Source organism: Desulfobotulus sapovorans DSM 2055 (genome assembly GCF_059569355.1).
The window spans coordinates 44725-71208 of the sequence record NZ_JCANVJ010000017.1 but is presented as its reverse complement, the minus strand read 5'-3'; the positions used below and the strand labels follow the sequence as shown (position 1 = coordinate 71208).

Genomic DNA, 26484 nt, shown 5'->3' with positions numbered 1-26484 from the left:
TCTTTGGAGCCGAGACCGTAGCGGCCGCCCACGATGGCGGGCGCTTCGCCGTGCTCCATAAAGGCGGTGCAGACATCCATATACAAAGGCTCACCGATGGCACTGGGTTCCTTGGTGCGGTCAAGAACGGTGATGCGCTCCACGGTGGCGGGCAGGGCCGCAAGGAAGGCCTCGTTCACAAAGGGACGGTAGAGGCGAACCTTGATGAGGCCCACGCGCTCGCCTTTTGCAACAAGATAATCAATGGTTTCTTCGATGGTTTCACAGGCAGAGCCCATGGCCACGATGACGCGCTCTGCTTCGGGATGGCCCACGTAGTCAAAGAGGCTGTAGCTTCTTCCCGTGAGGGCGGAGACCTTTTTCATGTAGTCCGCCACGATGTGGGGAAGCTGCTCATAGAAGAGGTTGCAGGCTTCCCGGCCCTGGAAGTAAATGTCCGGGTTCTGGGCCGTGCCACGGATTTCAGGGTGCTCGGGGTTCATGGCGTTGTGCTTGAAGTCTGCCATGGCTTCGCGGTTTACAAGACCTGCCATGTCTTCATAGGCAATGGCCTCGATTTTCTGCACTTCGTGGGAGGTGCGGAAACCGTCAAAGAAGTGAAGGAAGGGCACCCGGCCTTCAATGGCGGAAAGATGGGCCACAAGGGCCATGTCCATGGCTTCCTGCACAGAGTTGGAGCAGAGCAGGGCAAAGCCCGTCTGGCGGCAGGCCATGACATCCTGATGGTCGCCGAAGATGGACAGGGCGTGGGCGGCCACGGCCCGGGCGGTCACATGGAAGACGGCGGGAAGGAGTTCACCCGCCATCTTGTACATGTTGGGGATCATGAGCAAAAGCCCCTGGGAGGCCGTGAAGGTGGAGGTGAGTGCCCCTGCGGCCAGGGCGCCGTGCATGGAGCCAGCGGCCCCGGCTTCGGACTGAAGCTGACGTACGGTCACGGGCTGACCGAAGATGTTTTTGCGTCCGTCCGCTGCCCAGGCATCGGAGATTTCACCGATGGGGGTGGAGGGCGTGATGGGGTAGATGGTGGCAAGGTCGCTGAAGGCATAGGCCACATGGGCTGCTGCGGTGTTGCCATCAATGGTCATGCATTTTTTTTCTGTTGCTGCCATGTTCTCTCCTTTGGGGGTTGTGCCGTGGGTTGCACGGCTTCATGGAAAAAGCTTGTGGCCTGGGGGGGGGGATGATGGGGATCAGCCCATGCCTTTAAAGGCGAAAAAACTTAAGGAAATGACTCCTGCGGTGACAAGGCCGATGGCCGTATCCCGGAAAGCCCTGGGAATTCTGCCCTGAAAGAGCCTCTCCCGCACACCGGCAAAGAGGATGAGGGCAAGGCCGAAGCCTAAGGCATAGCCTGTGGAGGCCACCAGAGTTTCGATGAAACTGTAGTCCGCGCTGATGGCCAGGAGGCAGGTTCCCATGACAGCGCAGTTGGTGGTGATGAGGGGCAGAAAGATCCCGAGACTGGCGTACAGGCCGGGAGCACTTTTTTTGAGGAACATTTCCACAAACTGCACCAGAGACGCGATGATGAGGATAAAGGCGATGGTGCGCAGAAAGGTGATGCCGAGAGGCACCAGGAGCCAGTGTTCCACCATCCAGGTGACGGAACCGGCCATGACAAGGACAAAGAGTACGGCCATGGCCATGCCCGTTGCGGTTTCCATGGCCTTGGAGGTGCCCATGAAGGGACAGATGCCCAGATACTGGGTGAGGACGATGTTGTTCACCAGAATGCAGGTGACGGCCAGAAGGATGTAGGTGGTCATGGGAGTCTCCTATCGCCGCTGACTGATGAGGTTCATGAGCCCGAGAAGAAGCCCTAAGCCGATGAAGGCTCCGGGCGCTTCCACAAGGAAGGTGAGGGGCATGTAGCCTGATCCGAAAACCGTGTGTCCGAAGAAGGTGCCGTTTCCGAAAACCTCCCTTAAGGTTCCCAGGGTGGCCAGCGAGAGGGTATAGCCGATGCCGATGCCAAGGCCGTCAGCCAGGGAGGGGAGAAGGGTGTTTTTGCTGGCAAAGGCTTCCGCCCTGCCCAGAACGATGCAGTTCACCACGATGAGGGGAATGAAGATGCCGAGCTTCTGGTACAGGGGATAGGTGAAGGCCTGCATGAGAAGATCCACAATGGTCACAAAGGTGGCGATGACAAGAATGTAGCAGGCGATGCGCACCTTGGGGGGAATGTGGTTCCGTAAGAGGGAGATGAGCATGTTGGAGCATACGAGAACAAAGGCGGTGGCAAGGCCCATGCCGATACCGTTTTCCACACTGCGGGTCACGGCAAGAACGGGGCAGAGTCCGAGAACCAGACGGAAAGGAGGCACTTCCTCCCACAGGCCCTTTAAAAATTCCTTGTGCAGGGGACGGGGCATTTAGTCCTCCTTTCCTGAAAAGCGGGATTCCAGTTCGGGCTTGAGGCGCAGGTAGGCAGCTGTGGCTTCTTCCACAGCCCGGCACACGGCCTTTGACGTGATGGTGGCACCGCTGAGTCCGTCGATGTCGCCGCCATCGGATCTCAGGGCTTGGGGGTCTGAAGCCTTTTTCCCCGCAAACTGGCGGCTGAAGGAGGGATCGTCCTTGGCTCTGGAGCCGATGCCCGGTGTTTCACTGTGGGTGGTCACACCAATGCCTGCCAGGGTGTCATCGTCCATGCGGATGCCCACCATGACATGGATGTCACCGGAAAAGCCCTGGCTGCTGCCTTCCAGCACCATGACAGACCCGTCCGGAAGCAGGCCCGGAAAAAACTGCCGGTTTTTGTCGCCGTCCTTAAGGGTGAAGCGTTCGGTGATGGGGTCGTTTTCCATACCTTCCAGAATATGGCGGATGGCAGGGGCTTTCTCATTGGCAAGCTGCTGGCGTTCAATGGGTTCCCGCGTCCACTGCTGCACCCCGGCCAGCACCCCTCCGGAGACGGCGCTGAGAACGGCCAGAACGGCCACCATACGTATCATTTCTCCCATGAGGACCTCCCCAGGGCTTTGGGCCGCATCCTGTCCAGGATGGGGGTAAGAAGATTCATCAGGAGTACGGCGAACACCACGCCGTCACTGTACACGCCGATGTTGCGGATGAGCATGACCAGCACACCGCCGCCCAGGCCAAAGAGGAACATGGGCAGGGGCAGCGCCGGAGAGCCCGCATCTTCGGGCATGAGAAAAAAGGCGGCAAAGAGGGTGCTGCCTGTGAGGAGATGGAAAAGGGGGCCTGCGTAGCGGGCGGGATCTGCCAGGTGAAAGGCTGTGGCTGTGAGCAGAATACCGAGGATAAAGGAAAGGCAGATTTCAAAGCGGCAGATGCCCTTTGCCATGAGAAAGAGTCCGCCCAGAAGAAGCCCTGCGGCGCATCCTGTTCCCATATAGGCGATTTCCCGGCCAAGGAAGAGATCCATCAGGCTGAACCGGGCTGCGGCTTCCGCCCCCATGGCCTTCACCTCCACAAGGGGCCATACGGCGGAAAAGTCGAGGCTGTGATGGAGGAAGGTACGGTCGAGATCATAGAGCTGGGGCCAGGAGATGAGCAGCAGTGCGGTGATCAGGGCCACGGGGTTAAAGGGATGGGCCCCTGTGCCGCCGTAAAGTTCCCGGCCCAGCACAATGGCCAGCCCTGTGGCGGTGATCACGGCCCACCAGGGCATGGCCGGAGGCATGAGCATGGCGATGAGCAGGCCCGTGAGGGCAGCGCCCCCGTCATGGGCGCGGGAGGGTCTGCGGAAAAGCTTCTGAAAAAGAAGCTCCCAGACCATGGCTGAGCCTACAGCCAGCAGGAAAACCGCCGCCGCAGATCCTCCGAAGGAGAGGAGGGCCGGTACAAGGGCGGGCAGGGCGGCGGCCATGATGAAAAGATGGCGGCGGGTCGTGGTGTGCCCGCAGTGGATGAAGGGGGCAGAACTGATGGTGAAGCGCGGGGAGGCGGCTGTCATAATGCCACCTCCTGGCGCAGGGCCTCGTCCGCGAGGTGGCGGCGGTGTTCGTATTTGGCCAGCTGGATGTACTGGAAGATGGGAATCTGGCCGGGGCAGACAAAGCTGCACAGGCCGCAGTCGATACAGCTCATGAGATCAAAGGATTCGGCCGCTTCCTCGTAGTGTCCTGCTTCCAGAACCCGGAGCATGAGATTGACGGGCACCCGTGCGGGGCAGATGCGGGTGCAGGCCCCGCAGTTGAGGCAGGCCGGGGTCTGGCAGGGAACGCCCCTTTCTGGTGCCTGAATGAGCAGGGTGTCCGTGTCCGGACAGACGGGAAAGTCATCCTGATAGACGGCATAGCCTGTCATGGGGCCGCCGAGGATGACCCGGTCGCCGTATTCGGCCTTAAGCCCCAGATGGGCCAGCACGATGGAAACCGGGGTGCCGATGCAGGCGGAAACCAGATGGCCCACCCCGTCCTTGCCCATGACCTGCACCAGCTTGTGCAGGGGGGGAACGCCCGTGGCATAGAGAACGCCCATGGCGGCCAGGGCTTCGGCCTGAAGCACCAGGGTGCCCGCCTCTTCGAGGGGGCTTTCCGCAGGGGCTTCCTTTCCCGTTACGGCCCGGTGCAGGAGTCTTGGGGAGGCCTGGGGGTATACGGGTGCCACGCCATGGACGGTGCAGAAAGGCATGGTTGTCCAGTCCTTCTGCTGCCCTTCGGCCACCATGAGATGGATGGCTGCCCCAGGCCAGGTGTTGCGGATCCAGTCCATGCCCGCTTCAAGGTCTTTGGTCCGGGTTTTCAGCACATACTGGTTGTTGGTGGCCAGCACGTCGGAGCCAAGGCCGCTGATGATCACCCGCTGGGGCGGGGTTTCGGGCAGACAGGGTTTACCGGGCAGTCCGGGAGCCGCACGGAACATGTCTTCCCGCTGAAAGGGCGGGGCTTCGGGAAGAAGGTCGCTCTCCGCAGCCTCTATGGTGAGGCTTAGGTAAACCCGGCCATAGTCGCCCACGTAAGGGGTCATGGAGGCGATCACCCCGGAAATGGGGGCAATCACCGCCTGTCCCTTGTCCAGCAGCTGGAGGATCTGGCCTTTGGCCACGCTGTCTCCCTTCTGGAGGCGAAAGGCTTTTCCCGGTGTTTCCTTCAGCCGCAGCAGGGCTTCCCGGCCGCCCATGCCCTGTTTCAGGTTCTGATCCGAAAGCAGGGTGACGCTTAAGGGGGCGGGGAGGGGGTCGGGTGTGGGCAGGGTTGGCGGCAGCAGCGCGTAACGGAGCCGCGAAGAGCCAAGGGTGAGGAGTCGGTTGACAATCATGGGCATTCTCCTGGTGCGGATGTCAGAGGCCTGGGCCTGTTTTTCGGAGCGGAGGCGGGCAGCTTTTAAGGGTGAAGGCACTGCCCTCTGCGGCCTTCAGCGGTTGTGACAGGCGGCGCAGTCCACCGGACCCGCCTGTTCATCCCTGTGACACTGGATGCACTGCTCGTGGTAGGCATCGGTCAGGGACAGCATGTTGGGATCATCGGAAATTTTTTCGTGGCAGACGGCGCAGGAATAGGTGTCGTCCCCGTAGTCGAGGTTGTGATGACAGCTCGCACAGTCGATGCCATAGCTTTCTGTGTGAACCGTGTGGTCAAAGAGCACATGACCGGCCTTGCCCTCAAAAAGGAGGCGCACGGGTTCGCCGCCGTCCGGGCCGGGTGGGGGGAAGAGGGCGTAAGCGCCAAAGCCCATACCGCAAAGGAGGAGGGCGATGCTGAAGAGTATTTTGGGAGAAAGTGGCTGCATGGGAATCCGCCTTTAATGTCCGTTCAGTTCAGAAAGGTACCGGGAGGCCCAACCGGTTTTTTACGTTTGTGATGCAGAGGTGGGCGACGGGTCTTTCCTGGGAGGGCGCGGACGACCGGGGGGGCGTCCACGCCCTTTTCAGGAGAGATGGGCAGTCGGTGACGGTAAAAAGCAAATTGGATGCCATTGCTTCTAACTTGTCGAATATGAATCAAAAAAGCGTTCTGTTTTCTCCCTGTCCCTTTTGGGGGAAGGGAGGTCTGTCCGAAAAATCAGACAGGCCGGGAGCGTCCAGGCGTTTGAGGATACGGGGCGTATAGGCCGGAGAGCGGCTGAGGCGCTGCCCGGTTTTGCGGATGAGGAGAAAGGTCAGCCCCAGGGAGAGTGCCCCCGCAGCCGCAGCAATGGGGTCTGCGGGAAGCTGCATCCGCAGGGCGGCATGGTAGGCCCCGAGGCAGGTGAGGACAAAGGCGGCTACGGGCAGAAGGTAGAGGAGGGCCATGACCTTCAGCATTTCTCTGGAGCCGATGCCGAGGAGAACGGCATCTCCGGTCTGAAGGCCGTGCAGGGTCTTTACCCGGATTTCCATGGTTGCGGTGTTGACACCGCAGAAATCCCTGCCTTTGCAGGCTGCACAGGCCTCGGGTCTGCATGCGCGGATGGTGGTGCCCCTGGAAGAAGTGTGGGTGACAATGCCTTCTGTGGTGCGCATGAAAGCCTCCTTTCAAAAAAGGGTGGATGGTGGGGGGCTGTGCCGGAAGGTCGGCGGGTCGTGCGGCCCCGGCCCATGGAGGATAAGGAAAGCAGGATGTATGCCAGAAAGAAAGAAGGAAAAAGACCCGGACGAAGGGGACTGGCAGCCGGACTTTACCCATGCTGGCATGGAACTTGTAAAGGTGTGAAGGGCCGGGGCGCAGAAGCGGGTTTCCCGCCTCATCCTGTAAGGCGGGAAAGGTTCCGGCTTGTGGGCTTTTTCCGGGCTTCCGCCCTGGGCGAGGGGCTTTTCAGATCTTTATTTAAAGAAAATCCGGACCCCCGGTTCTGTCCGGAAAAGAGGACGGGCAGGGGGATGTGAGCCGATTCCGGGAAGATGCCCGGTTCTTTTTGTGATCCTCTTAATGGAAGGATGTTCCCGCACAGCCTGCTTTCCGGGAACGGGAAAGGAGAATGTCAAGGATGGAGATTCTGGTTTCTGTGCTGGCCCTGAGTGGTCTGGGGGCGCTGATCGGTCTGCTGCTGGCCATAGCGGACAGATGGCTCTATGTGGAAGAAGATCCCCGCATTGATCTTGTTGAGGCCGTGCTGCCCTCGGGCCAGTGCGGTGCCTGCGGATATGCGGGCTGTCGTCAGTACGCGGAAAAGGTGGTGACGGAACCTGAAGTTTCGCCCGCCCTCTGTCTTCCGGGGGGAACGGATGTGGCCCGCGAGGTGGCCCGTATTGCAGGCAAGGAGGCCGAAGAGGTGGTGGCGGCAAAGGCCCTTGTGGCCTGCGGCGGCGGGAACGTGGAAGGCTGCCGCAGTCTTTTCACCTATAAAGGCATTGCCGACTGCCGGGCTGCCTCCCTCATGGCCGAAGGGGACAAGGCCTGCAAGTGGGGCTGCCTCGGGCTGGGAAGCTGTGTGTCCGTCTGTCCGGAAAAGGCCATTACCATCAATGAAAGGGGCATTGCGGAGGTGGACGCCTCGGCCTGCATCGGCTGTGGTCTCTGCGCGAAGGCCTGTCCCAGAGGGGTGATTTCCATGGTTCCGGAAACGGCAAAAAGCGTGATTCTGTGCCGGAACCCGGAAAAGGGCGGAGAAACGAAAAAAGCCTGCGATTTTGGCTGTATCGGCTGCCGCCTCTGCACGAAGGCCTGTCCCCACGGGGCGCTTTCCATGGACGGCAATCTGCCGGTTTTCGACTACACCCGGTGCGCGGTCTGCCCGGAGGCGGTCTGTCTTTCGGTGAAATGCAAGCCCGGATGCTTTCAGCCCGTTTCCGGCAGGAGAGAGACGGGCAGCGAGGCTTCGGAAGCTGCCTGACAGGGGCCTTCCTGATTTTGGTTCAGAGGGATGTCAGCACAGGAAAGAGGATTTTAAGTCCGTTGGCCATGAATTCAATGCCGATGGAAGCCATGAGCAGCCCCATGATTCTTGTGACAATGTTGATGCCTGTCTGGCCGAGTCTGGAGGCGATGGCCGGTGCGATCCTCAGAACAGTCCATGAGAGGATGGCGATGCTGAGGATCAGGCCAAGCAGAATCAGATAATGCTGAACGGTTCTGTGGCGCTGCGCGTACAGAATGACGGTACTGATTGCGCCGGGGCCTGCCATCAGGGGAATCCCGAGTGGAACGACGGCAATACTTTCTTTGATATTGGATTCCAGAATTTCTGCTTCTTCCTGGGTCTGTTTTGCAGGGCTGACCTTTGCCTGAAGCATGCTGAAGGACATGAGCAGGATGAGAATGCCGCCTGCAACCCGGAAGGAAGCCATGGAAATCCCAAAGACCCGCAAAAGGGCCTCTCCTGAAATCAGGGAAATAAAGAGGACAAAAAAAACCGTTATGGAAGCTGTTTTGATGGTTTTTTTCTTGTCTCTCAGGGATTCGTCACTACAGGCGTTCAGAAAAATGGGAACCGCCCCCAGTGGGTTGACAATGGCGGCCATTGCGATGAAAAACTTGAAGTAGGATTCTATGGATTCCATGGAAAAGATGTCCTCAGGAAGGAAGGGGGCAAAGCCCCCTTTTGCGGGATGATGTTTCAGACAGGAATGCGTTTGGGTCTGATCACCCATCCGTGTTCTTTTTTTTCAATTTTCAGGTCAAACATGAGGGGAAGGGTTTCCATGAGGGGTCTGCCGAAGAGGAGATCTTCAAGTAAGCCCATCTCCGGTTTTTTTTCTTTCATCAGTTCCCGTATGTGCTTGTCATACAGAAGAATCTCCCCCAGCTTCTGCACGCGCTCTTCCCGGAGCACCTCGTTTTCAAGATCCGCCACAAGTCCTGCAATGCGTCCATAGCCGCAGCGTTTCTCATGATCTTCGATTAAATCCCAGAGTCCTTCCACAGCGCCGAAAAGGTCTTTGCGGGTGAGCCTGTCTTCCTGATAGCGGGCGAGAAGGGCGCGGGGATCCCAGCATTTGAGAAGACGGCACTCCACGGGCCGGGTCTCATAGATGTCGCAGGCCCCCCCGTCTTCGGAAAGATGGATGCAGGCCCAGTCTCTGTTCCGGTCGGGCCGGATTTTGATGAGTTCTTCTTCCAGTGTGATTTTTTTGTTTTCGATGGGTTCCAGGGCGATCTCGCCCTTTCTTAAGGTAAAGAGCCCGCTGGCGGGAAGCTTTCCCTGCATGACGAGGAACTTGTCTTCAATATGCAGGGCAGGGCCGCCTTTTCGGCAGCATTCGCCGCATTGGGTGCAGGATGTTTGCATGGTGTCTCCTTGTCCGTGGTAAAAAATGCCGCCATGGAGGGGGACCATGGGGAGCCTGTTTCCGGGAACCTGCTGCGGGGGATCTAGCCTGAAAAGGGGCCGGATGTCAAAGGGTTCGGGCGGGTGCCAGGAAAAAGAAGGGCTCTCCCTTTTTTAGAAATCAGGTCTGGATGATCGGGTTCAGAAGATCAGGCTGGCCCGGAGAAAGGAAAAATCCTTTTCCCTGAACTGGCCAAAGAGATCCTTTTCGGTGCCGCCGTCGTAGAAAAAGACCCCTGTGGTGAACAGGAGGTTTTTGGCGGGTTTGAAGGAAAGCTCAACCTGATGCTGACGGTCGTGGGAGTCCAGCCAGGTGAAAAGACGCCACATACCGCTGATCCGCGAATCCAGAATGGAATACCTGAGGCAGACGGTCATGCCGTGGCGGAACTGTTTGTTTTGAAGATAATCCCCGTGATCCGGAAGAAAGATGCCCACGTACTGCACATTGGCGAAAAGGTTCCGGAGGAGCAGGTCGTTTCTGTCAATGCCGAAGAGAAAATCCAGTTTGTCTTTCTGCACCACGGCCTGGGGAAAGCGGTACAGCAGTTCGGGGTTCCGGGTAAAGTCCACCAGCTCATAGTTGCCCTGCATCTGCCAGGCGGCCTCTCCCCGGAAGACATAGGCCCCTGCGCTGAACTCCATATCGGCTCCAAGGAAAAGCGTATCCCGGTGATCATAGGCGAGATCCGAGGGAAGGGGGGGGATTTCCAGAAAAAGGAAGCTGTCCGGATCGGGCAGGGTGGCCAGCAGTTTTTCCACGGTTTCGGCATAGGCCAGGCTGGAGTCCTCCCGGAGTTTGGTAAGGAGCAGCTCCCGCGTGGGATTCAGATGGGCCCAGCGGGCGGGCAGTTCAGGGACAGTGTCAAGAAGGGTTCCCGGGTTTGGAACTTCGGGGACAGGGATGTCGAGGGCTTCCAGCAGATCGGAGACGGTGATGCGATCCTTGATGTGGGTTGCACGCAGATGGGGCATGGGATCTTTGCCCTTCCAGGCATAAAAGGAGATGTCCGCGTTTTTGACGGGAAGGCTGATGCGAAGCCCTAAGGAGGCGTCGTTGTCCCAGATCCAGTCCTCATCACTGGCATGAAGTCTGCCGCCTGCGCTGCGGTAGGCGTCCAGAAGGGGCGGGGCAAAGTGGCTGTCTGCTTCCGGCATGGTGGACGCCACAAAAACGGGAGACCAGAAGCCTTCAATGCGCAGCCCGCTCTGAAAGCTGCTTTCAAGGAAAAATCCCGGAATTCCCGTTTTTCTGTCGTTCTTGTCGTAATAGAGAAAATGGCGCAGATCTTCCGGAGACACGCGATCCACGGGCCGGATCTCATCTCCCTTGCCCCAGTGGACAATTTTCTTGCCTGCGGTGAAGGACATCCGGGTACTTTTTGCAAGTGTGAAGCGCTTCTGAACATACAGCTCCCGGATATCCGCATCCGCCGTATCCTTTTCCTTCCGGCTCTGGTAGTCGGCCTTCAGCCTTGCCACAACCAGACTGTCGTCTCCGGGCTTTTCCATAAGAAGATCCATGCGGTGGGTGCTGCGCATCTCATAGGGCTCATGCAGAGGATACCAGACGGAAGGGCGGACTTCGCCTTCAAGGGTGTATTCTTTTACCGGAGCAGGCGCAGGGGGCGGACTGCTTTCCGCTCCCCTTTCTCCAAGGAGGGCGCTGAAATCCAGATCCGCATCCATCTCTTCAGCCGGAAGGCTTTGGGGCAGAAGGCAGACGGCCAGAAGCATGGAAACAAGGGTTCTGGCCCAGGAAGGCCTGCTTTTTCGGGGAAAAAATGTCATCACCAGGAATCCCCCATCTGGTCTTTTGTGAAGATGCCGCCGTCAAGGCCGGTGTTTGCGACGGCCTCGGTCAGGGTGATTTCCGTTGTGTGGCTGGCCTTGAGGTCTTTGGCAACGATTTTGAAGGGGATGTGGATACCGCCGGTTTTCCGGACATCGCCTGCCACAATCACCCGCTCCAGGCTGCCGTCCCTGCCGAAAAACCGCACCTGAAGGGGGACGAAGTTTTCCCTGTCGATCCAGCTCAGCTGTCTTGGGTATTTTGCGGCCCCATCCTTTGCCAGGGACTCCACCCGGAAGCAGCTTTTCCCTGAAAAGGTGGCATCACTTCTGCGTTCATGGACATAATCACTGACCTTGCGGCCTCCCAGATCCTCAAAGGAAAAGTCCGTATCCTCAAAGGCGTTCTGCTTGTCGCTTAAGGCCACCTTTCTTGCCCTGCCCAGGGCCGGGATGTAGAGGTACTGATCGTTGTCCTTGTCTTCGTTTTCAATGGTGAGGAAGGTGAGGCCCCGTTTGATGGAGTCCAGAAAGCGGAGGGCGTAGCGGTTGCGCTCTCCTTCCGTTTTCTGGCGGATGGCCACCTGCCGGGTATCGGTGACTGTGTTTCCGGCCAGAAGGATCATGACGCCCCGCATGGAAAGATCCTTTTCCGGCCTGTTGAAACTTTCCACGGTTTCCGCAAGGATCTGGCCATCCTCTCTGGCTGTGGCGGCGTTGAAGGGGCCCATGGCCAGGGTCGGGCTGGAAAGACTGAAAAATACGATGAGGGTGAAGAAAAGGGGGTTATGCCGCATGGGAAGTGCCTCCTGGGTTCAGGGTAAGGGGGTTTTGGGATGGGCCTGTGGTGTTTTCAGGAAGTTTTTGGGCTTCCTTGTTTCTGGAATGAAGGCCATGGAGTCTGGGAGCCGCAAGCGTAAGGACAGCGGGCAGAAGGGTGACGGCGGCCAGGGCTGAAGAGACCATGGTCAGGGAGATGAGCAGCCCCAGATGGACGAGGGGGATGAAGGCCGATGCGAGAAGCACGAGAAAGCCTGAGGTGACGGCTGCGGCATTGAAGAAAATGGCCTTTCCCGTACCCGCTGCTGTCTCTTCTATCGCCTCCCTGTGGCCGAGGCCCCGGTTGCGGGCATCCCGGTAGTGCACCAGATAATGGATGCCGTAATCAATGCCGATGCCGATGGCCACACAGGCGGTGATGGCCGTGGCCACATCCAGGGGAATGGCGGAAAAGCCCATGACCCCGAAGATGCCCATGATGGTGAAGCTGAGGGGAATGAGGCTGAAAAGCCCGTAGAGGAAAGATTTCATGATGCGGCTGACCACAAGGAAAACCAGGACAAGGGAGATGAGGATGGAGCCGATCTGCCCCTTCACGATGAGCTGGTTGGCCTCGATGTAAAGAAGTCCTGCGCCGGTGAGCCTTGCCCCTATGCCTTTATCTTTCAGGATCTGGCCTTCCGGGCCGTTCAGGAAGGTGCTCACTGTCCGGGCCACCTCCTCCACTTTCGAGCTTGCGCCGGTCTGAAGCTGGATGCTGAGCAGGCCTTCCTTTTTTGTGGGATCCAGAAAGGATTTTGTGTCCTTGCGCGGATACTTGTCCATGTAGGCTTCATACTGGGCCTTCAGGGCTGTTTCACTCTGCTCTCCGTAGAGTTCTTCCAAAGCAGGCAGTCTGTAACGGGCGGGATCATTGTCAAAAAAGGCCTGGTTCATCTTTTGGATGAAATCTGCGGCTCCAATGACTTTTCCGATTTCAGGGTGGGTTACCGTGAGATGGCGGCTGAGGGCCTCCTGGAAGCGGAGGAGATCCGGATCCAGGGCATCGCCCGGATTTTTTCCGGAAAAGACCAGGGACAGCCCGGTGGTTCCTGCAAAGTGTTTGTTGATGAAGATGTCCGCTTTGCGGATGGGGGCTTCTTCTCTGAAAAAGGTGATGTTGTTCATTTCCACCCGGAGAAGGGAAAAGCCTGCCATGGAAAGGCAGAAGAGACCCAGGTAGAGGGCTGTGACGGTTTTGGGTTTTTTGCAGCAGAAAAGGCAGATACGGGTGATAAAGGGGCTTTTTTCAGCCGGAGTGATTGGGGGGAGGCGTTTTTTCCGGAACCCGAAGCGGATGAAAAGGGCCGGAGTCAGCACCATGGCGATGCCAAGGGCAAAGAGCACCCCAAGGCCGATGAAAATCCCGAAATCCCGCAGCGGCACGATGGCGTTGCTGGCAAGGGAGGCAAAGCCCGCAAAGGTGGTCAGTCCTGCCATGAGCACCCCGCCGCCGGTGAGGCTGAGGACACGGCCTGCGATTTTTATTCTCTGGAGTCTGTCCGCAGCAGGGGGGACGCTTTCCTGAAGGGCATGGGTCAGGTGGATGGCATAGGCTGTGCCCACAGCCACCAGCAGGACGGGCAGGGCCGAGGAGACAAGGGATACGGGTACCCCGGCATAGCCCATGATGCCAAAACACCAGACAAGGGAGAGCAGTACCGTGAGCATGGGATAGAGCACACCGGAAAGGTTGCGGAACATGAGAAAGAGACAGGCCATGACCACCAGGGTGACAAAGGGAAAAAGCCTCTGGATGTCATGGCTCATGTACTCGCCGATGGCATCATCCACCACCGGCTCTCCGGCAAGGGCATAGCGGTAGGGGGAATCCCCGAAGACCTCATCAAGGAGTTGCCGTACTTCGGAAAGGAGCAGGGCCTTGTGGGCCTTGGTGAGATTGGGAGCCGTGCGGATCAGGATGAGGGTGCTCCGCTCATCCTTGCTGTACAGGCCTCCCTCAAAGAGGGCCCAGGCATGGAGCCGGGTTTTAAGATCTTCAAGGCTGCTTTCTCCTTCTGTAAAAATCCTGCCCGTCCGGATCTGTTTGGGGCTTTGCTGGAGAAGCCGGGAAAGCTCAGAAAGAAAGTCCGCATCCCGGAGGCTTGTTTCCTGAAGACGGGAAAGAAAAACCTTGGAAAGCCCGGACCGTCTGAGGCTTTCTTCTTCCTTGTGGAGAATACCGTGCAGGGCTTTGGGGGAGAGTTTTCCCCTTTCAAGGAGGATACGGCTCAAGGTTCGGGCCTCCTTTTTTTCGGAAAACCCCCTTGAAAGGAAAAAATTTTCCAGATCTTCGGGAAAGGCGAACTCCGGCCACACGGTATCACTTTCCATGAGGGAGGAGACCTCGTCCACCCATACGCCCCGGTTGAAGCCCCGGCTGTCCGTGGGCTGGCTGACGATCCCCATGAGTGCGGCTCCGGGATCGGGCAGGGAGACAGCCATGCGGGAGAGGTGGGCGGCTGTGGTCTGGATGAGGCTCTCCCGGTTTTCTCCGTAAAGGGCCGGGGGCAGGGCTTCGGAAAGGGCTTCCTCCAGAGTCTCTTTTTCTGTGAAAAGGCTCGTTTCCGGAAGGGCATCCGGGCCTTCCATACGCATGTGGTTCTGTAAAAAAGCGGTGATAAGCAGAGCATCTGAAGGCCCAAGGGAAAAGCGTTTCTCGAGGATGCGGGCGGGGATGGTCTGGTTGGCGTTCCGGATGCGGTCTCCGGCTTTTTGGATTTTTTCCAGAAGCAGGGGATCGTAGATGCCTTTTTCTGAAGAGATGGCAATGGCGATGCCCGTGCCGGAGCCGAATTTTTCCTGGGTCTCCAGGAAAAAGAGTTTTTCCGCATTGCTGTCCGGCAGCATGAACATGATGTCGTTCTGGATGGAAAGCTGTCTTGCGCCGAAGGCCAGAAACAGGGTTGCGAGCAGCAGAAGGGGAAAGAGTATTTTGGGTTTTTCAGCCAGGGAAAGGAGGGGTGAGGTGAGTCTCGGCATAGGGTGTCCTTTATGTGATTACGACTGACCCATCAGTCATTTATTCGTTAGCAGATTTCCTTGAAAGGGGTTCCATAGCAGGTCAGGGAGCGACTGACTTGTCAGTCATCAAGAAGGGCTATGGCAGATCAAATCCACATTTTTTTTTGCAACCCTTGACTGACTCGTCAGTCACAATAGGGGCTTTATCTCAGGCTGTAAAGACCTTTTTCAATCGATTTCCCTTCAGCCATGGTTTTTCGACTGGCGCAGCAAGGGTTTCGGCGCGGGAGCCGTTTCTTACCCGTCGCTTCCCTTTCGGGCAAGACCGTTCAGGATGAAGAGGCTCATCTCTTCCGCAATTTTTTCCACGTCCAGGGTGCCGCGCATGACCATGAAAAAAAAGAAGCTGCGTTCCACCAGACTTACAATGAAAACCGCCGTTGTTTCGGGATCCGGTACATGCAGAAGGCCACGGGCCTGACTATTTTCCAGCCTGCCGTGCAGCAGTCTGATGAAACCGAAGATGAGATCCTCGTAAAGCTCTTTGAAAAGTCCGCCATGGCCGATGCCCTCCCGCAGAACAATTTCCGCAGCCTCGGCATCCGCCTGAAGGATGGAAAGGGCTTCCACCAGCATTCTGCGGAGGCGAATGCGCAGTTCCTCCAGGGTTCGGCTGGTAAAGACATCCTCATCGGACTCAAAGACATGGGTGAGGCTTTCCATGAAGGATTTGCAGATTTCCCGGGCGATGTCTTCTTTGGATTTGAAATAGAGGTAGAAGGTTCCCTGGGCCAGACCGGCTGCGGAGACAATATCCGAGATCCGGGCTTTCTGGAACCCCTTTTCCCTGAAGATACGCACTGCCGCATCCAGGATGTTCTGCCGTGTGCTGACTTTATCGGAGGTGGTGACTGACATGTCATCCGTGTAGCAGGGGAGAAAGAGGATGTCAAATTTTTAACTGATTACCATCTTTTTTCAGCTATCGTTCCCATGCTCCAGCGTGGGAACGCTGAGTTTAGTGCTGCATGGGCAAAATCTGCGACTGCATGGCTGAGTCAGGGTGGTAATCAGAAATTGTTATTATGGGTCAGGGAGTGGGGAAGGATCGCCACCATATGGGGTTGCTGAATCCGGAGAGGTATTGTCTTTTGAAAGAGAAGCTTATCCGGATGCGAAGCGGAAAAATGTGGCGGATTCTGCACATGGGGAAAGGGGGAAATCCGGGCAGATCAGGAGGTCTTTGGGGTAATGATATTAAATATCAGGATGTTATGAGGGTATCATGTCCGGACTGAAAAGGAGGGGCGGCCCTGTTTTTGCATACTCTTACTACAGAAAGGTTCAGAGAAAAGGCTTTGGCCACGTATGGACTGCCCCGGCAGTCCGCCCATTGACCCGTCAGACAGGGGAAAACGCTATGAAGGACAGCATGAAGGACACGCCGTCACCGGAAGCCATGGCAGCCATGGTTCTGGATCTTTTTCACCGCAGCATGGTGCATTACGGACTCTGGTTTGCCGAAGTCCGCCATCAACTGGGACCAGAGGCGGGCCATGAGATTCTCTCAAAGGTATGCAGCGGTGTTCTGGATGTGCAGATGAACCGTTTCGCCAAGGTATTGGGTTTTCCCATGAAAGACGGGCTGCCCGCTCCCCTTCTGGAGCTGCCGCAGGAAAAACTGGAGGCCCTGCGGGAAGCCGTTTCCCTGAACTGGCTGGCCCTGGACGGGCTGTGGTTTCAGGGGGTGGAGTTCCGTCACGGGATGAATGACGCTAAGCGCTGCAATGATTCCTGCTGGGCCCATTTTTCACCCTTTGAAGCAGCCATGATCCGTAAAAGTCTGAACCTTGGGCCGCGTCCCGGGCTGGAAGGCTTGAAAAAGGCCCTGAACCACAGACTTTACGCCTTTATCAATGAGCAGAGCATGGAGGATACGGGGCCGGATCGTTTTGTGTTCCGCATGCACAAGTGCCGGGTGCAGGATGCCAGAAAGCGCAAGGGGCTTGCCGATTATCCCTGCAAAAGCGCAGGGCTGGTGGAGTATCCCTTCTTTGCCAGGGAGGTGGATGCCCGTATCCGGACACACTGCATCGGCTGCCCGCCCGATGCCCATCCGGACGGGTGGTGGTGTGCCTGGGAATTTATCCTTGAAGAAGACTGAGGTCTTCAGCCTGCCTTCTTGGAAAAAAACGGCAGCAGATCTTCTTCGGGCCGTGGTTTTGAAAAGAGATAGCCCTGGCCGAGGGGGCAGGCGAAACCTGTGAGGATGTTTTTCTGGATTTCCGTCTCAATGCCTTCAGCCACGACGGAAAAGCCCATGCGGCAGGAAAGTTCCATGACGCTGCGGACAATTTCCATGCACTCGGGCCGGTCGGACAGACCGGCCACAAAGCTTTTGTCAATTTTGATCTGCTGCACGGAAAATTTTTGCAGCCAGGTGAGGTTGGCGTAGCCTGTGCCAAAATCATCAATGGCAATGGAAAGCCCCAGTCTGCGCAGCTGATCCAGAACCGTCATAGCCGTTTCAGACTGGGAGAAGAGCAGGCTTTCCGTGATTTCAAGGTGAAGGCGGTTTGCCTCAAAACCGCTTTTTTCCAGACAACCGGCCACAATATCCGCAAAATCAGGCTCTTCGAACTGGCGTGCGGAGACGTTTACGGCAAGATAGGGGCGGAGGGTGTCGCAGGGCCAGGAGGCGGCAGTTTTCAGAGCCTTTTCCAGCACCTGACGGCCCAGGGGGACGATCAGTCCCGTTTCTTCGGCAAGGGGGATGAAGTCTGCGGGAGAAACCATGGTGCCATCCGCCTGCTGCCAGCGTACCAGGGCCTCAAATCCTGCGACCTTTCCCGTTTCCAGATCCACAATGGGCTGGAACCAGACGGGAAAGGCCCTTTTTTCCAAAGCCCTGCGGAGGGCCCCTTCCATTTCCATGGCACTCACGGCCCTGTGGTGAAAATCCTTGTGAAACATTTCAAAACGGCCTTTGCCTGCGGCTTTGGCCCTGTACATGGCAAGATCTGCGTCCCGCATCACGGATTCCGAGCTTTTGTAGCCGGATAAGGGATGCACGATGCCGATACTGGCCCCAATGTGCACGCTTTTTCCCTCCACCTTAAAGGGACGGGCTGCGGCGTCAAGGATGCGGCGGGTAATGTCCTGCACATCCCGAACCGTGTGCACCGTTTCCACCAGAAGGGCAAACTCATCTCCGCCCATGCGGGCCACAAGATCCCAGGGACGCACGCTGTCCCGGAAACGGCGGGCCACCTCACAGAGCAGCTGATCTCCGGCGGAATGCCCGAGGCTGTCGTTCACGGCCTTGAAACGGTCAAGATCCACAAAGAGAACGGCTGCTTCGGCCCTGCGCTCCGGGTTGTCAAGCAGATCGTTCAGGCGGCTGGCAAAGAGGCTGCGGTTGGCAAGGTTGGTGAGGGCATCGTGGGATGCCTGATGGCGCAGATCGGCCTCCAGACGTTTTCTTCTGGAAATGTCTTCCATCACAAGGAAGATATCCGCATTGTCCGGGGAGGTCTGCACGGGATAGCCGACCATGGACATGGGGATGGGGTGGCCCTTGGCATGGCGGGTGCAGGTTTCACAGTGCACGGTTTCCCCGTTGAGGATGCGGGAGAGCAGCGCACGGTTTTCCGGATTTTTTTCCGCCTCCAGATCCGAGAGTGCGGTACCTGCAAGGCTTTCTGCGGCATAGCCGAGGATGCGCTCCACACCGGGATTGGCTTCCATGACCCGGCCTTCGGGGTTGACGAGAAAGATGGCCTGGGGCGCGTGGGCGAAAAGCTGGCGGAAATAACTTTCCTGACGAAGGCGGTTCTCATTTTCCGCTTTCAGGGCCTGGGCCATGGTCTGACAGCGGGTTTTGTGACGGAAAATGAGGTGATCCTGATAGCGTTTCAGGGCGACATGGTTGTCCACCCGTCTGCGGGTAATGGCCGGGGCAATGGGTTTACGGATGTAGTCCACAGCGCCTAAGGCCAGACCTTCGGCCTCATCTGCGGTGTCGGTTTTGGCGGTGACAAAAATTACGGGAATGTGGCGGGTGTCTTCATGGGCCTTCAGCTCCCGGCACACGGAAAAGCCGTCCATCCCCGGCATCATCACATCAAGAAGGATGAGATCGGGCCGGGTTTCGGAGTTGCGGATGATCTCCAGAGCCTGGGGGCCGCTGGTGGCTACCTGGATGGCGTAGCTGTCCATGAGGAGGTTTCCCAGGATATCAATGTTCGCCGGGGTGTCATCCACAATGAGAAGGGTGGGGGGATTCTGGACAGGTACATTCATGCGGGTACTCCCTCTGGCCCCTGATGAGGAGCCGGTGTCAGGCTGCCACGGATTTCCGTGAGGATGCTCCGGGCATTCTGAAAATCATAGCGTTCCGCAGCGTCCATGAGCCTCCGGAAATCCCGGATTCTGCCACAGGCGGCAAGGGCGTTTTCAAGGTCTGCGGTTTTGCTTTTGGCGTTCATGCGGTTGGCCGCAAACAGGGCATCGAGGTCGGCCAGATCCGAGATCAGCTGTTCCGATCCCTGTGGCTCGGAACGAAGGACATCCGGCCTGGCAGGATGCTCCGGAGGTGGGGAAAACGGGGGATGGTTTTCCCGGATGCTGCAAAGAAGGGCGTTGAGCTTCTTTTTAAGGGTCAGAAGTTCTGTCCGGAGGCTTTCCTCCTCCTCGTTTCGTCTGAGCATTTTTTCAAGTTCTGCGGCGGAGCGGGACAGGGCTTTGGCCCCGATGTTGGCGGCCGTTCCCTTCAGGGTATGGGCGAGGAGGCGGGCATGATTCCTGTCGCCCCTGTCCAGGCTCTGAAGGATCTGCTCCGGAAGATCCGCCTGGTTGCGGATAAATTCGTCAAGGACTTTCCGGTAGAGTTTTTCATTGCCAAGGAAGCGGCCCACGGCACCTTCTGTGTCCAGGATATCGTTTTCAGGGAGAGGGGCGGGCGCTGCCGGACTTTTTTGGGGCCGGAACCGGGCCAGCATGGCAAAAAGGGCTTTTCCGTCGAGGGGTTTCGTGAGGTGGGCATCCATGCCCGCCTTGAGGGAGAGGGCCTCTTCCTCCGGGCCTGCGTCCGCTGTGAGGGCGATGACGGGAAGCTTTCCGAGGCCGGGAATGCTGCGGAGTTTCCGGGTGGTTTCCCGGCCATCCATGCCCTGCATACGCACATCCATGAGCACCACATCCACAGGCTCCCGCCGGAGCAGGGTCAGGGCCGCGTCACCGCTTGCGGCATGTTTCATCTGAATCCCTGCGGGCAGCAGCAGCTCTTCAGCCACAAGGCGGTTGACGCTGTTGTCTTCCACAAGGAGAACCCTCAGGTTCCTGAGATCCGGGGGCGAGGCCGGTGCGGCACAGGGACGGATGCGGATATCGGCTCCGAAGATTTCCATGATGGTGTCAAAGAGGGTGGAGGGCCTTAGGGGTTTGGCCAGAAAGGCAAGGCAGCCCGGTGTGGCGAGGGCAAGGCCTTCCTCTCCCGGCCATCCGCCCATGAGGATGACGGGTGGCAGAGCGGATTCTTCCGCAAGCTCCCGGCAGAGGGCCAGTCCGTCCGTATCCCGGCCTTCCGGATTTTTGAGGTGGGTATCCAGGAGGATGATATCGGGCAGGGGCCTGCGGGCAAGGGCCTCGCGCAGGGCCTCTCCTGTGTCCGCAAAGTCTGCGGAAAATCCGAAGTCCTTCAGGTAGCGCCCAAGAACCCGCCGGGTGAGGGGATGATCCTCCACCACAAGGCAGCGGAGCCTCTGGAGGGATTCGGGAACAGAGAGAGGAGACTCACACTGGGGCAGGGCCGGCAGGGGCAGGGAGAAGGAGAAGGTGCTGCCCCGGCCTTCTTCGCTTTCAAGGCCGATGTGGCCTCCCATCTGTTCCACAAGGCCCTTGCAGATGGCAAGACCCAGGCCCGTTCCGCCGTACTGGCGGGTGATGGAGCCGTCGGCCTGGGTGAAGGGGAGAAAAATGCTGCTTCGGGCTTTTTCCGGAATGCCGATGCCCGTATCCCGTATCCGGAAGGTGAGATGGTCTTTTTCCGCACCCACGCTGAGGCAGATTTCACCGGATTCCGTAAATTTCAGGGCATTGCCCATGAGATTGATGAGCACCTGCCGGAGCCTCTGGCCGTCTCCCAGGACGCTTGCGGGAACCTCTGAAGCCACATCCGCAATGAGCTCAATCCCTTTTTTTCCTGCTTCCGTGGCAAAGATGGCGGAAATCTCCTCCATCATTTCCCGGATGCGGAAGGGGGCCGGACTGAGGGGGAGCTGGCCTGCGCGGATGCGGGAAAAATCCAGGGTGGCGTTGATCTGGTCGAGAAGGGCCTGACTGGCCGTCTGGATGACCCGGAGCTGTTCGGTCTGCGAGGATGTCAGGGAAGAGTGCCGCAGGGCTTCGCACATGCCGGAGATGGCATTGAGGGGCGTGCGGATTTCATGGCTCATGGTGGCAAGAAAGCCGTCCTTGGCCCGGCTGGCGGCCTCCGCTGCGTCCCGCGCGTTTTCAAGCTGGCGGAAGGCCTTTTCCAGGGCCTGGGTGCGCTCCAGAACACGGGCTTCCAGCTCCGCTTCCCGGACGCGGATTTTGCGGGCCATCCAGTTCATGTGGCGCATCAGGGTGATCAGTTCATTTTCCTCTCCGTGTTCGGGGGGCAGATGAAAGTAGGGTGCCTTTGCCTCCTGAATGTCTTTGCAAAAGGCCATGATGCGGCGCATGGGGCGGGTGATGAGCCAGGAAAGCCCCGGCATGTGGGGGCTGAAAAATATGATGAAAAGGCCTGTTATGGCGGCAATGCCCAGCACATCCTGGAAGGCCTTCTGCCGGAAAAGCCCGGACTGGGTGGCACTGAAACCTGCTGCCAGAAAGGGCAGGAGGATGTGGATGGCGGTGAGCAGGCGGTATTTGTTGGCAAGGCGCATGAAAGATTCCCTGGGTCACGGGTCAGCAGGACGGAATCTTTTTAGGCAGGCCTAAGATTTTTGTCAAGACTGATTTTTCCCAGGCTCGGGAAGGCAGGAACGGGGAAGGAAAAGGCCCGGATCAGCATATCTTTGCATCCCCTGAAAGAGGCGCTTTTTCGGAGTCAATTTTTTGAATCCATCGTTCCCACGCTCCAGCGTGGGAATGCGTCCAAAGACGCTCCAGCGTCTTGAACCCACAAAAGCTGTCATGGCCCCAAAAAACTGTATGGCGTCCAGAAATCGGTACGTCCCATATTCTGATCTGGATCGTCCCGGCGCTTCGATGATATCCCTTTCCCAGAGAAGGGATTGCCGAGGATACTGGCCCTGGGCGCAGGAGCGCCCGGTATTGCGTTCCCACGCTGGAGCATGGGAACGATAACTGAAGAAGGGGGGATCAAATTGTTTAATCACCGTGGAAGGTTTGGGGGAGTTTCTTTTTCGGAGTCAATTCTTCAGGGGCAGGAGCTTCGCCTTCTTTGAAGGAAACTTCATATGCAGCGATATCGATACGTTTTACCGGTGTTTCCAGTATGTTTTCCGTCACACGCTCAATGATTTTTCGCAGGCGTTTGCCGTCGTCCAGCATCTGTACGCCGGTGTAGGGGCGTACAATGAGATCCATGGCATAGTGGATGCGTTCCTTCTTGCGCTGTACTTCCAGCACCCCGTCCTGGGTCGAAAAGCCCAGGGTGATTTCCGCCCGCACATAGGCATAGTTTTCCATGGGGGCAAAATAGGAAAAGCTGTATTTGTAGGGGGGATCGCCGAAAAAGGAACGTATCTGTTCACATCCGCAGAAGAGAAGAAGGAGGAGAAAGAGCCAGAATATTTTGCGGATTATGGAAGGGTAAGGCATTTTTCCTCCTTCGGGAGAAGGTTGCGGGAGGGGGGAAGCAGGGGTTCCGGCCTGGGGGGCAGGCCGGAACTTCCCGCATGGAAACAGCCTGATTTTGTGAGAAATCAGGCTGTTCCTGTCTTCCGTGAAGCGTCCTTCTGGTCTTGCAGGAGACCTCAGAACGTTAAATAGCGTCAGATATTGATGGCATCCGTATTGGCCAGAAGCCGTTTGAATTCCTTTTCCCACTGGCTGCCGCCAAGGCGCAGGGCAATCTCTTCGGTGAGATGCCGGGGCGTAATTCCCAGATCCATGTTACGACCCAGGCCCTGAATGCAGGAAGGACAATTTGTCAGTAGCACAATGGGGGACGTTTTGTCCATGCCTTCGGTGGCGCGTTTCAGGGTGGCATGCTTGCGGATGCGCATGCGGTTGGTGATATCGGTACGGCTCAGGGACATGGTGCCCGCCTCGGAGCAGCAGTGGGCCGTGTTCTTCAGTTCTTCGCCCGTGGCCTCCCGGAAAAGGCGCAGGCCGTTGCCTTCCAGAGAATCGTGGCAGGGGGCGTGGTAGAGCCTTGTGCCGTCTTCCTTTGGGATCTCAAGGCCCTTTTCCATGACAAAACGGGAGACATCGGTTACAGGGCAGTCAAAGATATGGGTCGTTCCCAGTTCTTCCAGGGCTTCCTTGCAGGTGCCGCAGGTGACCACACAGGCGTCAAAGGTGAGATAGCGGAGCATCTCCCGCGTCTGGTTGAAGAGGATGGTATTGCGCAGATGCAGGTGATCCCTTTGCAGGGTTTCCGCGTTGACTGTCGCGGGAAAGCTGCAACATAAAAAAGGCGGGGGCAGAACCACCCGGATTCCCGCCTTGAGCAGGATGTAGATGCCCGCTTTGCTGATGGCGCTGTGCAGGCGCTCGGAACCGCAGCCCGGAAAATAAAAGACCGTGCTGTGGGCTTCTCCCGGCGGTTCCATGACCAGTACCTGATTGGGGCCGCAGGCGGGCAGGGTATCCCGGAGGGTATCCTTGGGCAGGGAGGGCATGGGGGCTTCGAGAAGCTGAATGGGTTTGAGATCTTTCACCCAGCGGGGATCCAGGGGAGAGAAGGTCATTTTCCCCACGCGGAAGGGGCTTTTTTCCCGGATACGGCCCAGCATCCTGGCTCCCAGCCTCTGGGCTTCACCGCCATAGCGCAGCAGCCCCTTGCGGAAAAGGGCGTTGGGCAGAGGGGCGTTGCTTTTGAGGTAGGCCAGTACCATGCGGGTGGGCAGGGCCTTTTTCTTGTATTTGAGGGTGGCAAGAATTTCCCGCTCCAGAATGGACACCTCTGCGGTGTCGATGTCCACGGGGCAGGGAATTTTGCATTTGTGGCAGATGGTGCAGTGGTCTGCGATTTCTTCCAGATGTTTCAGGGCACGGAAGCGGCCTGTGTGGGTGCGCTGGGCATCGTAGAGGATGGCCTCAATGAGGGCCGCCACGGCAAGGTTCTTGTTTCTTGGATGGTAGAAAAGGTTCTGCTGGGGATAGAAGGTGCAGCAGTCCGCCTTGCATTTGCCGCAGCGTACGCATTTGGCGATCTTGTCCGAGAGGGCTTTGAGGGAGCCGTGCTGGAGAATCTTGGCTTCAATGCTCAAAAGGTTGAAGGAGGGGGTGAACACCTTTTCCGGTACGGAGGGATCTTCCAGTTTACCGGGGTTCATCACGTTGCCGGGATCCACCTTTCTGCGGTACTGGCTTAAGGCGAGGATCTGATCCTTGTCAAAATACTTCATCTTGGTGATACCGATACCATGTTCACCGGAAACGACGCCACCGAGGGCCACGGCCTTGGCCATGACATCGTCTGCGGTTTTGTTGGCGCGGGCCATCATCTCAAGGTCGTTGGAGAACACGGGGATGTTGACGTGGATGTTCCCGTCACCCGCATGCATGTGGGTGGCAAGGATGATCTGCCGGGAGCGTACGGCGGCGATGAGTTCGGCGATTTCAGCGGAAATTTTCCTGTAGCCCTGGAAGAGTTCCAGAATATCTTCCGTGAATTCCCTGAGAAGGCTTTCTGCTGCCAGTTCCTCGTGGGTGGCGGCGGCAAGGGCCAGCAGGGTGTCGTTACAGAGCTGTCCCGCCGCAGCGGCCTTGCTTTTCACCCAGGCGGCATCTTCGGCATCCGCAGGCTGGGCGGTCTGAAGGTATCTTTCGATGGCATCCACAGCGGCCCGCTGGTTGTAGCGGTTTTCTTCGCCATTGTAGTCTTCGGCAAAACGGGCGAAGGCCGCCAGCCGGGGCAGGGGCAGAACGATGTCCTCGTTCAGTTTGAAGGCGTTGGTGCGGGCGGCTATGGCCCCGAAGCGCTTGCGATCCTGCCAGAAGCGTGTGGCCTCGGCCTTGTCCTTGGCAAAGAAAATTTCCGTGTTGGGGTAGGGTTCCAGCAGCTGGTTCAGATTTTCCCGGCCACGGGCAAGCTGTTCGGGCGTATGGGCCACCATGTCCACGAGGAGGACGGCTTTGGGGATTTCGCTGCGGGCCGCTTTCACCTTGTACCCGATGGCCTTGATGTATTCATCATCAAAGTGCTCCAGGGCCATGAGGGCCTCTTCCCCTTTGTTCTCAAAGGTTTCAGAAAGGGCCACGATCACCCGGCTGGCCTCTTCCATGTCTTTTCCGAAAAATTCGAGACAGCAGGTGGCCTTTTCCGGGTAGGCTTTATACAGAATGAATTCCGCAGAGGTGATAACCCCGTCACAGCCTTCCTTCTGAATGCCCGGTACACCGGCAAGGGTTTTGTTGGTGATGTCCTTCCAGAGACCGGGCTTGCGGATTTCCCTTCCGCTGATGCGGATTTCCTCGGTTTCCAGGGTTTTCAGATCCTTGAGGACATAGATGACCGTATCCGAAGGCTGGATTTTGCGCATGGGGTGGTTGGTGCGCCGGACTTCCAGAAAACGGCCATCGGGCATGGCGATTTTAAAGGCGATGAGGTTGTCGATGGCCGTACCCCAGAGCACGGCGGTTTTGCCCCCTGCGTTTTCCGCAATGTTACCGCCGATGGTGCAGGCCCAGGCGGAGGTGGGATCTGTGGCAAAGACCAGGTGGCGGGCTTCCGCGGCCTTCATGGCCGTTTCCGTGACCACCCCGGCTTCCAGACGGAGGACGGGCATGGTCTTTTCCCTGCCGTCATCTCCGGTGAAGGGCTGCTCCTCAATGCCATGGATGTGGTTGAGTTTTTCGCAGTTTACCATGATGCAGCGGTCGCGTACGGGAACGGCCCCTCCGGTCAGGCCTGTGCCGGCGCCTCTGGGAATGGCGTGCATACCGAGATCCGCAATGGCGGCCAGTACTTTGGGCACCTGCCCCTCCTCGGAGGGCCGGATGACGGCAAAGGGCAGGCAGAGCCGCCAGTCCGTGGCATCCGTGGCGTGGCTGTTGATGCTGAAGGGATCAAAGGAGACATTCTCCTCGCCCACAATGGCGGAAAGGCTTTTTTTCACCTTGCGGCGCAGGGTTTTGATTTCCCGGATTTCCGCCTGAAGTTCGGCAAGCCGTATGTGGCAGCGGTCGAGAACAATCTGCACATCGGAGTTGAGGGCTGCTTCGGCCACGGCCTTGAGATCATTGCCCGCATTGGTGAAGAATTCCTTCTGTCTGCGGCGGGAGGTGATGAGATCCTCATAGACAAAGGGGTTGCGTCTCAGGATGAAGAGATCCCCCGCAAAGCGCATGAGGAGCTGGGCGGAGCGGCCCGTGACGCGCTGGGAACGGAGATTTTCCAGTACCTGCCAGATATCGTTTCCAAGAATCTGACAGATTACCTGACGGTCGTCGGCGGAAGTGTAATTGTACGGGATTTCCCGGTAATTGACGTTCATGGGGCAAACCTCCCGGAGCTCACAAAGGGGATACGGGACATCCCTTTTGCGGAAGATAGGGGAAAAAAAGGGAAAC

Annotated in this window: 19 protein-coding genes and 1 pseudogene; 2 read left to right on the top strand and 18 right to left on the bottom strand. The window is 57.8% G+C overall.

Translation table 11 applies throughout. The features are described 5' to 3' along the window. The 8 genes and pseudogenes from BR04_RS11930 to BR04_RS11895 form a co-directional block, all read right to left on the bottom strand. Positions 1-1112, bottom strand: a pseudogene (locus tag BR04_RS11930) (pyruvate:ferredoxin (flavodoxin) oxidoreductase); the annotation flags it as partial. 81 nt (positions 1113-1193) lie between these two features. Beyond that, a complete protein-coding gene (locus tag BR04_RS11925; protein WP_496356242.1) occupies positions 1194-1769 on the bottom strand; it encodes an electron transport complex protein RnfA in 576 nt (191 codons plus the stop codon). A 9-nt stretch (positions 1770-1778) separates the two neighbouring features. Further along, positions 1779-2375: an electron transport complex subunit RsxE gene (gene rsxE, locus BR04_RS11920; RefSeq protein WP_496356241.1), complete on the bottom strand. Its 597-nt coding sequence runs from the start codon at positions 2373-2375 to the stop codon at positions 1779-1781. Then, positions 2376-2966 (bottom strand): RnfABCDGE type electron transport complex subunit G, encoded by a 591-nt coding sequence (gene rnfG, locus BR04_RS11915; RefSeq protein ID WP_496356240.1) that lies wholly within the window; start codon positions 2964-2966, stop codon positions 2376-2378. After that, on the bottom strand, positions 2954-3925 hold the full coding sequence (locus BR04_RS11910; protein ID WP_496356239.1) for an RnfABCDGE type electron transport complex subunit D: 972 nt from the start codon (positions 3923-3925) through the stop codon (positions 2954-2956). The genes rnfG and BR04_RS11910 overlap by 13 nt, the downstream gene beginning before the upstream one ends. Further along, positions 3922-5232 carry a 4Fe-4S dicluster domain-containing protein gene (locus BR04_RS11905; RefSeq protein ID WP_496356238.1) on the bottom strand — a complete coding sequence of 437 codons (1311 nt, stop codon included), beginning with the start codon at positions 5230-5232 and terminating at the stop codon, positions 3922-3924. The genes BR04_RS11910 and BR04_RS11905 overlap by 4 nt, the downstream gene beginning before the upstream one ends. Positions 5233-5328: 96 nt before the next feature. After that, the gene (locus tag BR04_RS11900) at positions 5329-5703 is read right to left on the bottom strand and encodes a cytochrome c3 family protein (protein ID WP_496356237.1); all 375 of its coding nucleotides are present in this window, start codon (positions 5701-5703) and stop codon (positions 5329-5331) included. A gap of 211 nt (positions 5704-5914) precedes the next feature. Further along, on the bottom strand, positions 5915-6415 hold the full coding sequence (locus BR04_RS11895; RefSeq protein ID WP_496356236.1) for a SoxR reducing system RseC family protein: 501 nt from the start codon (positions 6413-6415) through the stop codon (positions 5915-5917). A gap of 464 nt (positions 6416-6879) precedes the next feature. On the opposite strand from BR04_RS11895, the gene BR04_RS11890 reads away from it, so the two are divergent. Continuing rightward, a complete protein-coding gene (locus BR04_RS11890; RefSeq protein ID WP_496356235.1) occupies positions 6880-7725 on the top strand; it encodes an RnfABCDGE type electron transport complex subunit B in 846 nt (281 codons plus the stop codon). Positions 7726-7747: 22 nt separating this feature from the next. Here the strand turns inward: BR04_RS11890 and BR04_RS11885 are convergent, their stop codons facing one another. The 6 genes from BR04_RS11885 to BR04_RS11860 all read right to left on the bottom strand — a co-directional run bounded on the left by BR04_RS11885 (position 7748) and on the right by BR04_RS11860 (position 15651). Then, positions 7748-8392 (bottom strand): YchE family NAAT transporter, encoded by a 645-nt coding sequence (locus BR04_RS11885; RefSeq protein ID WP_496356234.1) that lies wholly within the window; start codon positions 8390-8392, stop codon positions 7748-7750. A gap of 56 nt (positions 8393-8448) precedes the next feature. Continuing rightward, positions 8449-9120: a YkgJ family cysteine cluster protein gene (locus BR04_RS11880; protein ID WP_496356233.1), complete on the bottom strand. Its 672-nt coding sequence runs from the start codon at positions 9118-9120 to the stop codon at positions 8449-8451. A 180-nt stretch (positions 9121-9300) separates the two neighbouring features. After that, positions 9301-10950, bottom strand: coding sequence for a DUF1302 family protein (locus tag BR04_RS11875; protein ID WP_496356232.1), 1650 nt, complete (start codon positions 10948-10950; stop codon positions 9301-9303). Next, positions 10950-11747: an outer membrane lipoprotein-sorting protein gene (locus BR04_RS11870; RefSeq protein ID WP_496356231.1), complete on the bottom strand. Its 798-nt coding sequence runs from the start codon at positions 11745-11747 to the stop codon at positions 10950-10952. The genes BR04_RS11875 and BR04_RS11870 overlap by 1 nt, the downstream gene beginning before the upstream one ends. Further along, positions 11737-14751 carry an efflux RND transporter permease subunit gene (locus BR04_RS11865; protein WP_496356230.1) on the bottom strand — a complete coding sequence of 1005 codons (3015 nt, stop codon included), beginning with the start codon at positions 14749-14751 and terminating at the stop codon, positions 11737-11739. Before BR04_RS11865 ends, BR04_RS11870 begins: the two co-directional genes overlap by 11 nt. A 279-nt stretch (positions 14752-15030) precedes the next feature. Next, a complete protein-coding gene (locus BR04_RS11860; protein WP_496356229.1) occupies positions 15031-15651 on the bottom strand; it encodes a TetR/AcrR family transcriptional regulator in 621 nt (206 codons plus the stop codon). A gap of 502 nt (positions 15652-16153) precedes the next feature. Between BR04_RS11860 and BR04_RS11855 the strand changes: the two genes are divergently transcribed. Then, on the top strand, positions 16154-16897 hold the full coding sequence (locus tag BR04_RS11855) for a DUF6125 family protein (RefSeq protein ID WP_496356228.1): 744 nt from the start codon (positions 16154-16156) through the stop codon (positions 16895-16897). Between the two features lie 5 nt (positions 16898-16902). Here the strand turns inward: BR04_RS11855 and BR04_RS11850 are convergent, their stop codons facing one another. From BR04_RS11850 to BR04_RS11835, 4 genes are all read right to left on the bottom strand, one after another. Continuing rightward, on the bottom strand, positions 16903-19035 hold the full coding sequence (locus tag BR04_RS11850; protein WP_496356227.1) for a two-component system response regulator: 2133 nt from the start codon (positions 19033-19035) through the stop codon (positions 16903-16905). Continuing rightward, positions 19032-21662: a response regulator gene (locus BR04_RS11845; protein WP_496356226.1), complete on the bottom strand. Its 2631-nt coding sequence runs from the start codon at positions 21660-21662 to the stop codon at positions 19032-19034. The genes BR04_RS11850 and BR04_RS11845 overlap by 4 nt, the downstream gene beginning before the upstream one ends. A 448-nt stretch (positions 21663-22110) precedes the next feature. Continuing rightward, positions 22111-22563 carry a hypothetical protein gene (locus BR04_RS11840; RefSeq protein WP_496356225.1) on the bottom strand — a complete coding sequence of 151 codons (453 nt, stop codon included), beginning with the start codon at positions 22561-22563 and terminating at the stop codon, positions 22111-22113. Positions 22564-22736: 173 nt separating this feature from the next. Continuing rightward, positions 22737-26408 (bottom strand): DUF3683 domain-containing protein, encoded by a 3672-nt coding sequence (locus BR04_RS11835; RefSeq protein ID WP_496356224.1) that lies wholly within the window; start codon positions 26406-26408, stop codon positions 22737-22739. Between the last annotated feature and the right edge of the window lie 76 nt (positions 26409-26484).

Bases quoted from the DNA above. Each gene is read 5' to 3' on its own strand.
- BR04_RS11925 (WP_496356242.1), bottom strand. From the start codon at position 1,769: ATGACCACCTACATCCTTCTGGCCGTCACCTGCATTCTGGTGAACAAC.
- rsxE (WP_496356241.1), bottom strand. From the start codon at position 2,375: ATGCCCCGTCCCCTGCACAAGGAATTTTTAAAGGGCCTGTGGGAGGAA.
- rnfG (WP_496356240.1), bottom strand. From the start codon at position 2,966: ATGGGAGAAATGATACGTATGGTGGCCGTTCTGGCCGTTCTCAGCGCC.
- BR04_RS11910 (WP_496356239.1), bottom strand. From the start codon at position 3,925: ATGACAGCCGCCTCCCCGCGCTTCACCATCAGTTCTGCCCCCTTCATC.
- BR04_RS11905 (WP_496356238.1), bottom strand. From the start codon at position 5,232: ATGATTGTCAACCGACTCCTCACCCTTGGCTCTTCGCGGCTCCGTTAC.
- BR04_RS11900 (WP_496356237.1), bottom strand. From the start codon at position 5,703: ATGCAGCCACTTTCTCCCAAAATACTCTTCAGCATCGCCCTCCTCCTT.
- BR04_RS11895 (WP_496356236.1), bottom strand. From the start codon at position 6,415: ATGCGCACCACAGAAGGCATTGTCACCCACACTTCTTCCAGGGGCACC.
- BR04_RS11890 (WP_496356235.1), top strand. From the start codon at position 6,880: ATGGAGATTCTGGTTTCTGTGCTGGCCCTGAGTGGTCTGGGGGCGCTG.
- BR04_RS11885 (WP_496356234.1), bottom strand. From the start codon at position 8,392: ATGGAATCCATAGAATCCTACTTCAAGTTTTTCATCGCAATGGCCGCC.
- BR04_RS11880 (WP_496356233.1), bottom strand. From the start codon at position 9,120: ATGCAAACATCCTGCACCCAATGCGGCGAATGCTGCCGAAAAGGCGGC.
- BR04_RS11875 (WP_496356232.1), bottom strand. From the start codon at position 10,950: ATGACATTTTTTCCCCGAAAAAGCAGGCCTTCCTGGGCCAGAACCCTT.
- BR04_RS11870 (WP_496356231.1), bottom strand. From the start codon at position 11,747: ATGCGGCATAACCCCCTTTTCTTCACCCTCATCGTATTTTTCAGTCTT.
- BR04_RS11865 (WP_496356230.1), bottom strand. From the start codon at position 14,751: ATGCCGAGACTCACCTCACCCCTCCTTTCCCTGGCTGAAAAACCCAAA.
- BR04_RS11860 (WP_496356229.1), bottom strand. From the start codon at position 15,651: ATGTCAGTCACCACCTCCGATAAAGTCAGCACACGGCAGAACATCCTG.
- BR04_RS11855 (WP_496356228.1), top strand. From the start codon at position 16,154: ATGAAGGACAGCATGAAGGACACGCCGTCACCGGAAGCCATGGCAGCC.
- BR04_RS11850 (WP_496356227.1), bottom strand. From the start codon at position 19,035: ATGAATGTACCTGTCCAGAATCCCCCCACCCTTCTCATTGTGGATGAC.
- BR04_RS11845 (WP_496356226.1), bottom strand. From the start codon at position 21,662: ATGCGCCTTGCCAACAAATACCGCCTGCTCACCGCCATCCACATCCTC.
- BR04_RS11840 (WP_496356225.1), bottom strand. From the start codon at position 22,563: ATGCCTTACCCTTCCATAATCCGCAAAATATTCTGGCTCTTTCTCCTC.
- BR04_RS11835 (WP_496356224.1), bottom strand. From the start codon at position 26,408: ATGAACGTCAATTACCGGGAAATCCCGTACAATTACACTTCCGCCGAC.